We start from the raw sequence: 12,831 nt of genomic DNA, 5'->3' as shown, positions 1-12,831 counted from the left end.
CATCAAGTTATTGAATCACAGCTTAAGACTCCCGCTTCGTTACACAAGTTCCTTCCTGACATTCACTATTTACATCAAAAAAAGCATAAGGATTTGATATGACTATTAATCATGATGATGTGAAACTTTCGAAGTGGAAGTGTGAGACGATTAGATCAAGAATCAAGACCCGACCCCGGTTTTCATTCTCAGGCAATCGATTCGCCCCCAGCAAGCGGCACAAGTCAGTGCCGTTGTGCCGGTGTTAGCAGCGGCATTGATATCTGCTCCTGCGTCGATCAGCTGTGTCAGTCGATCAAATTTGCCCCAAAAGGCAGCTATTATCAAAGGCGTCACGCCGTCGTTATCAGTGACATTAATATTCCTCTTCTGTTATCAACAAGCCGCATGGAACGCCCACCAAGTTGTCCTCTGATGGGTCAGACACCCATACAGATAGGGCAATTAAATACGAACGTGTTCTGTCTGATATTATTCATCGCTTTAGCCTGCTATTTGACTCAACACTGTGGGTAGGACAAAAGTCAGCAGAGAAAATTCCATAAAAACAGCATTTTTAACAAGACGACTGTCGTAACTTCTGAGTCAGGCATGTACCTGCCCGGCAATGGTCGTTTGTTTACCAGTATTCAAGTGATGGCAACCACAAACTCTGGCAGCAATTCAAAGCCCTGATATCTGGAAGCGACCGGGTTGTTGCCACTACCGCCAATAATGGCAACGGCACCAGTCAGGCCGCGCTAAGGGATGGTTCAGTAATTACCGTCAAGGGGGAGTCAATTTCTGCACGACAGAAGGCATTTATCCAAGATGGGGAGATTAAAGGAACCGCACCGAATCTGGCGCAGTACGAAGTGGAAGTGTGAGACGATCAGATCAAGAATCAAGACCCGACCCCGGTTTCCTCTCGGTTTCCTCTTGAGAGTCGTAAAGCCACGGTTATTTTCCTCTTTGGCCAGTAAGGGGGCTTTGGTCAGCAAGCAATGTCTGGATGGCCTTTGTTTGTCCCTGAAAAATAGCTGTGTCGAGAGCCGTATGGCCACGTTTATTTTTCTCTGCGGCCAGGGAGGGGGCTTTGGTCAGCAATGTCTGGATGGCCTCTGTTTGGCCCGCAGAAGCAGCTGTATGGAGAGCCGTATCGCCAAAGTTATCCTTCTCTGTGGCCAGGGAGGGGGCTTTGGTCAGCAATGTCTGGATGGCCTCTGTTTGGCCTTTTAAGGCAGCTATGTGAAGAGCCGTTAAGCCACCGTTAATTTTCTCTGTGGCCAGGGAGGGGGCTTTGGTCAGCAATGTCTGGATGGCCTGTGTTTGGCCTAAACGAGCAGCTAAGTGGAGAGCCGTAAAGCCACGTTTATTTTTCTCTGTGGCCAGGGAGGGGGCTTTGGTCAGCAATGTCTGGATGGCCTCTGTCTGGCCCGCAGAAGTAGCTGTATGGAGAGCCGTATCGCCAAAGTTATCCTGCTCTTTGGCCAGGGAGGGGGCTTTGGTCAGCAATGTCTGGATGGCCTGTGTTTGGCCTAAACGAGCAGCTAAGTGCAGAGCCATAAAGCCACGTTTATTTTTCTCTGTGGCCAGTGAGGGGGCTTTGGTCAGCAATGTCTGGATGGCCTCTGTTTGGCCCGCAGAAGCAGCTGTGTGGAGAGCCGTGTAGCCACCGTTATCCTTCTCTGTGACCAGGGAGGGGGCTTTGGTCAGCAATGTCAGGATGGCCTCTGTTTGGCCCCGAAAAGCAGCTGTGTGGAGAGCCGTTTCGCTACCGTTATCCTTCTCTGTGGCCAGGGAGGGGGCTTTGGTCAGCAATGTCTGGATGGTCCCTGTGTGGCCCTCAGAAGCAGCTGTGTGGAGAGCCGTCTGGCCATTGTTATTTTTCTCATTGACATTGATTCCTCTGGCGGACACCAGCTCCTTGACAGTCTTTGTGTGATCATTCCAGACAGCAAAGTGAAGAGCCGTATTGCCAAACCTATTTTTGGCATTCACTTGGATACCACAAGTACCGGAGTTGTTCAGTAATATCTTGATGGCCTCTGTGTGGCCACAGCAGGCAGCCAGGCTCAGAGCTGTATTGCCATAGCTATCATTGGCATTGACATCCACTCCCCTGGTTTCAATCAGCTTTTGCAGGCGTGTGGTATGGCCCCTGGCAGCGGCAATATGCAGTGGCGTTGTGCCTCTTTCATCGGTTGCATTGATGTATCTCGAGATGATCCGGCTAATGAAAGCTTTCATAGAATCATCTTCGCTGTCAGGAGTGCGCAGTACGGTAGTAATATCCGCTCCTTTACTAATCAGAACGTCCCGGATCTCACTGTTTCCCGTCAGGACAGCATTATACAAGGCACCGTAAAGGTCTTTCGCTCCCTCGTTAAGCAACAGTTCAAGGCACTGCTTTTTCCCCCACCTGGCGGCTTCGCGCAGGGCACCGTCAAGGTCGTTTGCTCCCACGTTGATCAGGGGTTTAAGACACAGCGTTTCTCCCTGCTCGGCGGCTTCGCGCAGGGCACCGTTAACGTCTTCAGCGGCCAGCAAGACCTTGATGACCTCTATGTGGCCATTGTAGCAAGCCAGGTCGAGAGCCCTATTGCCATCGTTATTCTTGATATTGACGCGAGATGGCCAGTCCAGCAACTTTTTGATGGACTCTGCACAGCCGTTTTGAGCAGCGAAGTGAAGAGCCGTCCAGCCTTTGCTATCAGTGGCATTGATGTTAGCTCCAGCCCAGAGCAAGGCATCCAGGCATCTGGCGCTACTATTCTCAGCAGCAAAGTGCAAAGGTGTATAGCCATCCTGATTGGCGGTGTTGACATCCCACCTGTGAGTCAGAAAAAATAAATCGTTATAAGAATCATTTAATCCTTCCATAAAACCCGGCATAGATGCGGATATGCCACCGGAAATAGCATTCATGATCGTCGAGAAAGCTAATTTTATAATTCTCCATTTTTGCTGATCTCGACCTGCCCACTGATCAACCAGAGTTCTCACGCATTGGTAAGCGTTGTTTTGAGAAGCAATATGCAGTGGGGTGTTACCGTCCTCAAGATAAATGGCGTTGCCCCTTTTTTTTCCGATATTTTCACCTCCGTTATGTGCCAGGTTTGATGTAGCAATGCCTAATAATACCGAACCTGATAATACTGAAATAGATGCCATGATATGTGGGAAGGCTGAGAGATCCCACGAAGATAGCAGAGTTCCAAAACCAACCATCGACATCACCGTCCCCATTGGAAATCCGGTAATATACATATTCGCAATTTCACCCACAATTTCACAAAGCGCAACAAACTTTGCACTGAAAGCTGCCGCTTCAACTGTGGTCAATCCAGCTATGGCCACTCCAACCCCTGTCGCCAATGTTGCTAATTGGGCACACAATTTTTTATGTTCATCCGCGTGATTTTGAATAGCACTCGACAAAGTCCGGAAGCACTCGGTGTAGTCCTGGCTATCAGTATGCCCACTAGCTTCAGCTTCAGCTACCGCTCTTGCTGCAGCGGAAAGAGCAGAAGTGACGTCGCCTTCAGGTTTCAGTTCAAGTCCCAACTTAAGAGCTTCCAAGTCCCCCTTTTGACAGGCATCCTTTAACAATGGCTTTTCATTTCGACGCAAGGACATGCCCGGTCCACACTTACACTTTTCCGGTTTATTCAATGAATTAGCATTTTTGCGTATACATTCCAAGTGCCCCATTTCATGTTTTTCGCACTTTGTTTCGACCACTGAACGTCGACCAAGTTTTCCGGTATTCCCTCCACCACAGTAAGAACACTTAAAGAGGACATCTGCCCCGTTTCTACCGACACCATCCATCGCTTTAGCCTGCTATATGACCCAAAACTGTGAGTAGGACAAAAATCAGCAAGGAAAATTCCATAAAAAAAAAACAGCATTTTAACAAGACGACTGTCGTACCCCCTGAGTCAAGAGTGCACCTGTCTGGCAATGGTCGTTTGTTTACCAGTATTCAAGTGATGGCAACCACAAACTCTACTTTAGAGATTCAGAAGTACAGTAGAACTATTTTTTTTGATCTAAACCAATCGTCACGGAACTATAAATTCAGGCGATTGAGATGATTTTTTCAGGGCAAAGCATATTATTAAAAGCACTATTGTTTTATATAACATTTCTTGCCGAAGCTGTTTCTACCCAGGCTGGGCCCGTATTTTGTGGATTGCTGATCGGTAGTATGCTTTCCGGGGAAGGATTCCTGACTCAGGCATTACTGGCCATTCAGTACGATAAAGTCTGGAGCAGTTATCATCACTGGGTTGCCACTGGTCGCTGGCGCTGGTGAAGTCTTGCAGCCCGATTGTTACTATTGGTTAGCTCAAAAGTGCCCGAAGACGAACCGGTTTCGATGATTCTGGATGACCAGACCATCGAACGCTGTTCATCGAAAGCTCCTGCCTGCCGTACACATCGTCAGCACAGTCAGAAGAAGAATCGTGCCACTTAATATCCTTGGGCAGTGCTGGGTTTATCTTGCCATTGCCTTTAAAAGACCTTCAGACTGGATTGACCTTAGCTGGCAGGCGGGTCATGGATTCGTAATTCGTTGAGGCGACTTTCATCCATCAGTCAGGGAATCCACTGACTTAAATCTACTGGCGGTTGCCGGTCATTGGCAATGCAAGCTTCAAGATAACCTGTCAGCCACAGCTTCCCAATGATTTGCCAGGCTCTCCAACACTTTCCTTGCCTTTGGAGCCAGCCTTGGGCGTGTCAGCTCCTTGTCCCGCTGAGAGGCTATAAGCTCAACTTGCTTTTCCAGCCTCAACTGTCGTGTTGGCCACTGCTGCGGATCATTCCGAACAAGAAGTCGCTGCACGTTTAAGTAATACAAACGACCACTTGCCAGAGGTAATCGTTCCTGCGGCCAGATAAAGCCCACGCTGCTTATACGAATTAAGTTGTCTGTTGACCGGAATTCGATAACATCGCAATGATCACAGCCTGGGAATGGATGGAAGGGTAAACGACAGGTGGGGCAATGTTTCTCGTCATCAGGCAGGTCAACGTCCTGGTCAACCACCGGTAGGTTCTCATGTTTTCTCCGGCCATGGCTCGGAGTTCCCGGTTGCTGGCCACGTTTACGGGTTGTCGGTTGTCGTGTAGTGTTTTTGCTTTGTTTTTCCTGACCTTGTTTGGAGCGACTTTTCTTTTCGGTAGAGCGACCAAAGACCATATGTTTCATGTGACTTAGCTGAGAATTGCGTTCTTTGTTTTGCGCTTTGAGTTGCTCGACTTCAGCCTTATGTTCTTTTTTCATCAAGGCAATGGCAGCTGTCAATTCGCGCTCACGATCTCGAGCTCGTTCCCACAGATCCCGATAGTGATTGACCTGCCATTTGAGATCAATGCATTCCTGCTTGGTCAAGCTGACTTGAACAAGACTGAAGGGAGTGCCGGGTTGACCCGAAGTGCATTCAGGTTCAGGGGAGATATCAAGCATCTGCCAAGGGTTGAATACATGACTTTTGATGCTTGAATTATGGTTTTAGCGAAGAGTTACCCCTTGGTATACTTTTTGGCATTAACCGGCTGATAATTAATAAGAAAATCCGGTTTCAAAAATGGCACAGCAGGTATACCTTTTTGTCGAAACCAGCGCCATCCGTGGCGGTTGAGTTACTGCTGCTTTTCCAGCCATTGCCGAATCGTTAATTCTCTGGAAATCCGCTGGTGAAGCCAGTCATCAATCAGCTGCTCTACCAGGTTTCGGAATTGGATTTCATCGGGAAAATCCCACGGCTCAAATTCCGGATGCTGTTCGCACAATACAATCCAGAGTTGAGTGGCCAGTGTTTTTTAGGGCGAATGTCCATATTGAATGAGATGGCTGTAGGTATGACTTCCCATGGCGCTGATTTCACAAGCGGAATTTGCCAGGAGCAAGGCTTTACCAAAGGCTATGTCACCAAGCTGATTAAAAAGGGCATTGTGAAACTGAAAAATGGCAAGGTGGACTCGGTGCAGGCTGAACAGGCGATGAAAGCCAATAATGACCCAGTGACGCTTATCCGTTCCGATCAATCCACCGATCTTGCTCCGACACAACCGGGAGCTGTTGACTTTGTCACTGCCCGCACCATGCGGGAAGCATTCAAGGCCAAGCTGGAGTATGAGGAAAAAAGCGGTACCCTGACCGATGCAGCTAAGGTAAAGCAGGATGCTTTCAAGGCAGGCCGGATTATTCGAGATGAACTGCTGGCCATTCCTGATCGGATGGCGGATGTGTTGGCGGCAGAGGATGACCCAGGAAAAGTGGGGGAGCTACTTCAAGAGGAGTTGGAAGCGATACTTAATGCTATGGTTTTACCGTAGTCGTTTTTGAGCGGCTTTATAGGCCTCGCTTCGCTCTCGTTTACCGACACTGATCACAAATACTACAACAACGTCGTCCAAGACTTGATAAACCAACCGATAGCCCGAATTTCGCAGTTTGATTTTGTAGCAGTCTTTCTGGCCGGACAGTTTATCTTTGGAAACTTTAGGGTTCTCCAAGCGTTTACGCAGCTTGGCTTTGAACTGTTCTCTCACTGTGGAGTTGAGTTTCTGCCATTCTTTCCATGCCAGTGCAGAAAAATCCAGCTCATAGGTCATCGATATTTACCCGAATCCGCTCATCATTTTTGCGTTCTTCGACGATGGCTGCGAGTTCCAGGTCATCCAGAGCATCGAGCATAGCTTCATAAACATGGGCTGGCACTGCATAAAACACGGGTTGATTGCGATTCAGGATGGCCACGGTTTCACCATTGGCTTCTTTCAGAACAGCCATCGGGTTTTTTTTGAGTTCGGATATCCCGGCACTGACATCAGCGAGAATAGGATGGACTGAGGCCATAACTAGCTCCTTTTACGGTTGATTAATAGATCAAATAATAGACCTATTATTAGGTTTCTTCAAAGATTGCTTAAATGGTTGATAGCCTGTCAGTCAAAAGCCCATATTTTGAAGGCTTCTTCAAAGGGCTGAGGCCGGACACTCGCCTGACCGTTTCCGAATGAGCTGACCAGAAACGGATTCTTCCGGCAAAAGCCACCAAAGAAGCTGGCCGATGGCGAACTTCCCGCACACCGTATCTGAAAGAAATCATGAATTGTCTGTCACCATCGTCGCCTGTTGAGCAGGTGGTGTTTATGAAGGGTGCCCAGGTGGGTGGCACCGAATGCGGCAATAACTGGCTTGGTTATGTGATTGACCATACGCCGGGTCCCATGATGTATGTGCTTCCCACGCTGGATATGGCCAAGCGGACATCAAAGCAGCGGATTGCTCCGATGATCGATGAAATGCCGGATCTGCGGGAGAAGGTGAAAGATCCCAGAAGCCGGGACAGTGGCAATACTTTGCTGACCAAGGAGTTTCCCAATGGTGTGCTGATCTTTACCGGAGCCAACTCAGCAGCAGGCCTTCGCTCAATGCCTGCCCGTTTTCTGTTTATGGATGAAGTGGATGCCTACGACGATGATGTGGATGGTGAGGGTAGTCCCATCAATCTGGATTTATTGGCAAAAGGCCGACCAGCACCAGAAGATACGCCTGATCCTGAATTAGAAGAAACCAGCAACAAGCCAAAACCAGTCCGTCGTTCATCCCGCAGCTCCTACCTTCAGAGATAACCTCCATGATCAGACAGAATACCAGGCTCTGAAACGGGCAGTGCTGCTGCGTGAGACACGTACCGTGGAATTTGAAGGTCGACGGAGTACAGTAGCTTTGCTGAAATGGAAAGGCGATTGCAGGCCATCGAACGGGAATTGGTTAAGCAGCAAAAACGTCCGAAGCAGTATGGCATCTGTTCATCCAAGGGAGTTTGAGCATGGGATTGCTCACCAACCTGTTTCGTCGTTTCAAAAACTCAGCCTATACCGCTGCCGGTATAGGGCGACGAACCAAAACCTGTTTCTGCAATGGTCGGATGAATCGGACGCTGATGGTCTGCTGAGTTTCACTGGCGAGCAATCGCTGATTACCCGTGCCATGTTTGAAGGTGGCGAGTGCTTTGTCAGGCTACGTCCCCGCAGACTGGAAGACGGTTTATCCGTTCCCCTGCAACTGCAGGTGCTGGAATCCGAGTTTGTCCCCATCAGCTATAACGAAACACTGGATAATGGCCATGTGATTAAGGCGGGGATTGAGTTTAACAAGCTGGGGATGCGAGTCGCTTATTACTTTCACCGGGGGGAGCATCCAGCCGAGTTTGCTTTTGACAGCACCAGACTGGTTCGGGTGAAGGCCGACAATGTTCTTCATATATTTGAAGCCCTGCGTCCGGGACAGCTAAGAGGCCAGCCATTACTGACTCAGGTATTAATCAGACTCTATCATCTGGACAAATTTGATGACGCCACGCTATTACGGCAGGAGATTGCCAACCTGTTTACCGGCTTTATTAAAAAGTCATCTCCGGAACAAGACCCTATTGATCCTCTGACCGGCAAGCCGCTGGTGTTTGGCGACAATGGTCTGCCCATGGTAGCGATGGAACCAGGAATCATGCAGGAGCTGGCACCGGGTGAAGAGGTCGAGTTCAATAATCCACCGGGTACTGCCGCAGACTATCCCAATTTTATGACGCAACAGTTAATGGCGATTGCCGCAGGTATTGGATTGCCTTATGAACTGCTGTCGGGTGATATGGCGGGAGTCAGTGACCGGGCACTGCGGCTGATCATCAATGGGTTCCGCCGCCGCATTCAGCAGATTCAGCATAACCAGATTATCTTTCAGTTCTGTCGGCCGGTCTGGAACCGCTGGTTGGATATGGCGGTGCTCAGTGGTTCGGTAGCTATTCCAGAGTATGCCAATAACCCAAGAGCCTATCGCCGGGTGAAGTGGATCGCCCATGGCTGGCCGTATATGCACCCGGTTCAGGATATGCAGGCACAGAAAATGGCCGTGCGTTCTGGTTTCAAGTCCCGCTCAGAGGTGGTCAGCGAATTGGGTTATGACAACGAGCAGATGGATGGCGAAATCGCTGCGGATAATCGCCGGGCAGACAGCCACTCACTGAAATACGACAGCATGGCCGTGATCCGGAAAACCATAAATCTTCCAATCAACCAGCAAAGGATGACAGGGATGAGTCATAACCGACAGTGGTACACCTTTAAAAACGAAGCCAATCAGACTCCGGAGCTATTCATCTTCGATGATATTGATGACTGGTACGGCGTTTCGGCACAGAGCGTAGTGGATCACATCCGTAATCTGGATGCCTCAGAGATCAATGTCCGGCTCAATAGCCGGGGCGGTATGGTGTTTGAAGGCATTGCCATTTATAACGCCCTGCGTCTGCATAAAGCCAATATCCATGTCACCATCGAAGGGCTGGCGGCCAGCATTGCCAGTGTCATTGCCATGGCCGGTGATACGGTCACCATCGCTGAGAATGCCATGATGATCCATAACCCCTATGGCTGGGCACAGGGCGATGCCGAAGCCATGCGCAAAACCGCCGATATTATGGATAAGATCGCGGACAGTATTGCTGTGTCTTACACTGCCAGAACCGGTAAGAGCCTAGAAGAAATGAAGGCGCAGATGGAATCGGAGTCCTGGTTCACCGCAAAAGAAGCCCTGGACATGGGCCTGGTGGATCAGATTGATGAACCGGTGAAGGCCACTGCCCACTTTGATCTCTCCATGTTCAATAACGCACCGGATGGCTATGGACGTATCGAGCAAGCTAAAAACCCGGCAGAGCCAACTCCGCCGCAGAATCAGACGGTGGAGCCGCAACCTCAAGTTGATTCTGTGGCTATTGCTGATCTTTGTCGTCAGGCTGGTTATGCGGAAAAAACCGCTGCAATTCTTAAAGCGGCACTGTCGGAAGATGAGGTCAAGGCTCGACTCGCCAGCTATGACCAGATTAAGAACCTCTGCCAGACAGCAGGCTTCCCGGATAAGGCAGCGGATTTTATAAAAGACGACTGCTCGGTATCCGAGGTGCAGAATAGTCTCCTGGCATTACTGACCTCTGAAGATGAACCCATCAACAATGCCCTGACGCCCAAGCAGCAAGGCCTGAAACCCACCACTTCTGCCATAGATACGCAGGCAATTTACAGTCGGCGTAATCGCGCTTAACCCCTGTCTAATATCCTCCAACCAAAAGGACTTTACCCATGAGCGTAAAAACGGAATCGGTCTATACCGGTGAATTTCTGGTGTCTGAAGGCAATAACACCATTAGCCGTGAGCTGGTGCCTTTGGCTGCGAACCTGACGATGAAGCCTGGTACGGTGGTCGGCAAAGAATCGGCTACCGGAGCATTCAAGCCCCTCGATCCAGGTGCTTCTGATGGCACTGAAACCGCTGCTGGCATTCTCTACGCTGCCAAGGTGACCGATGCCTCTGGTGGTGACGGTGTGATCATCGCCCGTCTGGCAGAAGTGGTGGACAGTCTGCTGATCTGGCCTGCCGGGATTACCGATGAGCAAAAGGCGACTGCCGTAGATCAACTGGCCGGACTGGATATTATTCTGCGCAGTGAATAACCCTTCCTGATTTTTACCTCTGTAACTCACTCTTAACAAACTTCCGTTATCAAGGAGCGATAACATGCTGGATATTTTTAATGACGATGCGTTCAGCCTTACCAGTCTGACCGCCACCATCAATGAGATGGACTACAAGCCTGGTCGTCTTGGGCAACTGGGCCTCTTTCAGGAGAGCGGTATCAATACAGCAACCGTCGTGGTAGAGAGCATTAACGGAGAACTCCGCTTGTTGCCCTCTACAGAGCGTGGCGCACCTGCCACTCAGGCCATTGGCGATAAACGTCAGCTGCGCAGCTTTGTGGTGCCCCATATTCCCCATGACAGCACCATTCTGGCGGCGGAAGTGCAGAATGTCCGTCAGTTTGGCAGTGAGGATGCCATGCAGGGAGTACAGGCTGTTGTGAACCAACGGCTGCAGAAGATGAATGCCAACCATGAGGTGACGCTGGAGTTTCTACGCATGGGGGCGCTCAAGGGTGAAATTCTGGATGGCGATGGCAGCACCATTCTCTACAACCTGTTTGATGAGTTCGGTGTTACTCAGCAAACCCATGACTTCAAGTTCAGCAGCACAACCACTGACGTTCGTGCCCAGGGCGTAAAAGCCCGTCGTCTGGTGGATGATGCGTTGGGAGCCTTGCCCTACAGCGGTCTCCATGCATTCTGTGGCTCTGACTTCTTTGATGGGCTGGTTGGCCACAAGTCAGTAAAAGAAGCCTACCAGCGTTGGCAGGATGGTGAAGCCCTGCGTACCGATCCCAAGGGCCGGTTCCGTTTTGCGGATATTGATTGGGAAGAGTACCGGGGCTCAGTGGGTGGCAATGACTTTGTCGCGGCCAATGAAGCTTATCTCTACCCAACCGGTGCGGATTTCTTCAAGACCTGGTTTGCGCCGGCAGATTTTGTCGAAACCGTTAACACCATCGGCCTGCCACGCTCCGCCAAGCAGAAGGTCATGGATTTTGAGAAGGGTGTGATTGTTCATACCCAATCCAATCCGTTGCCTATCAATTTACGACCACGGGCAGTGATCAAGCTGACCATGAGCTAACCATAACAACAGGAGACTGCTCCAATGGATAAAGCCTTCAAAGTGATGGACCACACCATTCTTTCAACCTTTGGGCAGTCGGTTTTACTGACGTTTTCGGATCAGTCATCGCTGGAAACCCGGGGCATTATCAATAAAGAACTGGTAGAGCTTGGCAAATATGAGGCTGTCCAGGGTGAAGTCACCATTCTCTCTGTGGATAGTGCTATCCGGCTGAAGCGGGGCGATACCGTGTTGGCCAATGGTCAGGTTTATGAAGTCGACCGAAAACTGAAAGACGATGGCTATTTAGCCAAATGGAATATCCATGCTCATTAAACAGGAAGTCAGCAGCGATATTGAAGAACTCACCGCCCTGTTCAAACAGTCCCCGGGAAAAACAGAGCAAGCCATTCAAAGAGCCTTGTCCAAACTGAGCCGCTGGGCTGAACGGCAAGTGCTACGTGATATGTCCCGACGCATGAAAGTATCACAAAAACGGCTGAAGGAGCTGAACCGGATCAAGGTGAGGCTCAATAAAAGCTACGGCAGAAAAGAGCGTTACCTGACCATCTGGATTGGTATTAATGAAGTGGGTGCCCATCGTCTGGGTAACCCAAGACAAACACGCCGAGGTGTCCGGGTAGGCAGTCACAGTTTCTGGGAAAACAGTTTCCTGATGCAGCCGGTCAATGCTTCCCGGGAACTGATATTTGAACGAAAGGATAACTGGCAACACCGTTACCAACAATCCAAACGCTCAGGCCGGTGGATGTGGATGGGTTTGCCGTTGGAAAAGAAAACCGTCCGGATCGATAGGGAAGCCGAAACCTCACTGGAAAAAGTCAGCCCTCTACTGGTAAACCGGTTTACTGACCTGCTCCACCAGGAACTGAACTATGCCTTCAACATCGAATCCTGAACGACAGATTATTGTGAGTCTGGTAGAGCATCTGAAACAGGTTTCTGAAAACACGCTCCTTGGCTATTCAGCCACTGGTCAGGAACAGGATTTAGACCTCCCGGCTATTCTGGTGCATCTGGAATCCATTAATGAAGAGCAACGCCAGGGCCAACGGGCAAAGTACCGGATGGCGTTCAATATCAGTGCCGTGGCCAAAACCAATAAAGACACCACTTACATCCTGTTGGACTTAAACCGCTCCATTCGAGAGTTATTTACTACCGGCCAACGCTTCACTCCGGAAGCCCGACATATCAGCTTCAGTGAAACCCAGTTTGATATTGCCCCAAGCAATGCACACTTATCGTTTGCTGACCTGCAA

Annotated in this window: 14 protein-coding genes; 9 read left to right on the top strand and 5 right to left on the bottom strand. The window is 49.8% G+C overall.

Annotated features, from left to right (window positions below; translation table 11 throughout):
• Window positions 1-162: 162 nt before the first annotated feature.
• Both J7439_RS23990 and J7439_RS23985 read right to left on the bottom strand, forming a co-directional pair.
• On the bottom strand, window positions 163-360 hold the full coding sequence (locus J7439_RS23990) for an ankyrin repeat domain-containing protein (protein ID WP_353623115.1): 198 nt from the start codon (window positions 358-360) through the stop codon (window positions 163-165).
• Window positions 361-939: 579 nt separating this feature from the next.
• On the bottom strand, window positions 940-3,618 hold the full coding sequence (locus J7439_RS23985; RefSeq protein ID WP_209204580.1) for an ankyrin repeat domain-containing protein: 2,679 nt from the start codon (window positions 3,616-3,618) through the stop codon (window positions 940-942).
• Window positions 3,619-4,373: 755 nt separating this feature from the next.
• Here J7439_RS23985 and J7439_RS23980 point away from each other — a divergent pair.
• Complete coding sequence (locus J7439_RS23980; protein WP_209204579.1) at window positions 4,374-4,565, top strand: hypothetical protein; 192 nt, start codon at window positions 4,374-4,376, stop codon at window positions 4,563-4,565.
• A 77-nt stretch (window positions 4,566-4,642) separates the two neighbouring features.
• On the opposite strand, the gene J7439_RS23975 is transcribed toward J7439_RS23980, so the two are convergent.
• Complete coding sequence (locus J7439_RS23975) at window positions 4,643-5,458, bottom strand: hypothetical protein (protein ID WP_209204578.1); 816 nt, start codon at window positions 5,456-5,458, stop codon at window positions 4,643-4,645.
• 230 nt (window positions 5,459-5,688) lie between these two features.
• On the opposite strand from J7439_RS23975, the gene J7439_RS23970 reads away from it, so the two are divergent.
• Entirely contained in the window at window positions 5,689-6,330 is a 642-nt protein-coding gene (locus J7439_RS23970) for a hypothetical protein (protein WP_209204577.1), read from the top strand.
• On the opposite strand, the gene J7439_RS23965 is transcribed toward J7439_RS23970, so the two are convergent.
• Together J7439_RS23965 and J7439_RS23960 are read right to left on the bottom strand one after the other, a co-directional pair.
• Window positions 6,322-6,609: a type II toxin-antitoxin system RelE family toxin gene (locus J7439_RS23965; protein ID WP_163373295.1), complete on the bottom strand. Its 288-nt coding sequence runs from the start codon at window positions 6,607-6,609 to the stop codon at window positions 6,322-6,324. The two genes, J7439_RS23970 and J7439_RS23965, sit on opposite strands and share 9 nt — an antisense overlap.
• Window positions 6,599-6,853 carry a type II toxin-antitoxin system Phd/YefM family antitoxin gene (locus J7439_RS23960; protein ID WP_163373296.1) on the bottom strand — a complete coding sequence of 85 codons (255 nt, stop codon included), beginning with the start codon at window positions 6,851-6,853 and terminating at the stop codon, window positions 6,599-6,601. The genes J7439_RS23965 and J7439_RS23960 overlap by 11 nt, the downstream gene beginning before the upstream one ends.
• A 179-nt stretch (window positions 6,854-7,032) precedes the next feature.
• On the opposite strand from J7439_RS23960, the gene J7439_RS23955 reads away from it, so the two are divergent.
• The 7 genes from J7439_RS23955 to J7439_RS23925 all read left to right on the top strand — a co-directional run.
• The gene (locus J7439_RS23955) at window positions 7,033-7,632 is read left to right on the top strand and encodes a phage terminase large subunit family protein (protein WP_353623114.1); all 600 of its coding nucleotides are present in this window, start codon (window positions 7,033-7,035) and stop codon (window positions 7,630-7,632) included.
• Between the two features lie 169 nt (window positions 7,633-7,801).
• The gene (locus J7439_RS23950; protein ID WP_209204576.1) at window positions 7,802-10,102 is read left to right on the top strand and encodes a phage portal protein; all 2,301 of its coding nucleotides are present in this window, start codon (window positions 7,802-7,804) and stop codon (window positions 10,100-10,102) included.
• Between the two features lie 38 nt (window positions 10,103-10,140).
• Entirely contained in the window at window positions 10,141-10,512 is a 372-nt protein-coding gene (locus tag J7439_RS23945; protein WP_209204575.1) for a head decoration protein, read from the top strand.
• A 64-nt stretch (window positions 10,513-10,576) separates the two neighbouring features.
• Window positions 10,577-11,566, top strand: a complete 990-nt coding sequence (locus J7439_RS23940; protein ID WP_209204574.1) for a major capsid protein — start codon at window positions 10,577-10,579, stop codon at window positions 11,564-11,566.
• A gap of 24 nt (window positions 11,567-11,590) precedes the next feature.
• Entirely contained in the window at window positions 11,591-11,884 is a 294-nt protein-coding gene (locus J7439_RS23935) for a head-tail joining protein (protein ID WP_209204573.1), read from the top strand.
• Window positions 11,874-12,467 (top strand): hypothetical protein, encoded by a 594-nt coding sequence (locus J7439_RS23930; RefSeq protein WP_209204572.1) that lies wholly within the window; start codon window positions 11,874-11,876, stop codon window positions 12,465-12,467. Before J7439_RS23935 ends, J7439_RS23930 begins: the two co-directional genes overlap by 11 nt.
• A partial coding sequence (locus J7439_RS23925; RefSeq protein WP_209204571.1) for a phage tail terminator family protein occupies window positions 12,445-12,831 on the top strand: 387 nt, incomplete at its 3' end. The genes J7439_RS23930 and J7439_RS23925, both read left to right, overlap by 23 nt.

It is taken from the genome of Salinisphaera sp. G21_0 (assembly GCF_017744115.1).
Taxonomy (GTDB): Bacteria; Pseudomonadota; Gammaproteobacteria; order Pseudomonadales; family Endozoicomonadaceae; genus Endozoicomonas.
Note: the sequence above shows the minus strand (reverse complement) of the source record. Positions and strands in the feature narration are given on the sequence as shown.

What these genes read in the sequence shown, in the direction of transcription:
- J7439_RS23950 (WP_209204576.1), top strand. Translation starts at nt 7,802, where the DNA reads ATGGCATCTGTTCATCCAAGGGAGTTTGAGCATGGGATTGCTCACCAA.
- J7439_RS23930 (WP_209204572.1), top strand. Translation starts at nt 11,874, where the DNA reads ATGCTCATTAAACAGGAAGTCAGCAGCGATATTGAAGAACTCACCGCC.
- J7439_RS23960 (WP_163373296.1), bottom strand. Translation starts at nt 6,853, where the DNA reads ATGGCCTCAGTCCATCCTATTCTCGCTGATGTCAGTGCCGGGATATCC.
- J7439_RS23940 (WP_209204574.1), top strand. Translation starts at nt 10,577, where the DNA reads ATGCTGGATATTTTTAATGACGATGCGTTCAGCCTTACCAGTCTGACC.
- J7439_RS23965 (WP_163373295.1), bottom strand. Translation starts at nt 6,609, where the DNA reads ATGACCTATGAGCTGGATTTTTCTGCACTGGCATGGAAAGAATGGCAG.
- J7439_RS23980 (WP_209204579.1), top strand. Translation starts at nt 4,374, where the DNA reads ATGACCAGACCATCGAACGCTGTTCATCGAAAGCTCCTGCCTGCCGTA.
- J7439_RS23945 (WP_209204575.1), top strand. Translation starts at nt 10,141, where the DNA reads ATGAGCGTAAAAACGGAATCGGTCTATACCGGTGAATTTCTGGTGTCT.
- J7439_RS23975 (WP_209204578.1), bottom strand. Translation starts at nt 5,458, where the DNA reads ATGCTTGATATCTCCCCTGAACCTGAATGCACTTCGGGTCAACCCGGC.
- J7439_RS23985 (WP_209204580.1), bottom strand. Translation starts at nt 3,618, where the DNA reads ATGTCCTTGCGTCGAAATGAAAAGCCATTGTTAAAGGATGCCTGTCAA.
- J7439_RS23935 (WP_209204573.1), top strand. Translation starts at nt 11,591, where the DNA reads ATGGATAAAGCCTTCAAAGTGATGGACCACACCATTCTTTCAACCTTT.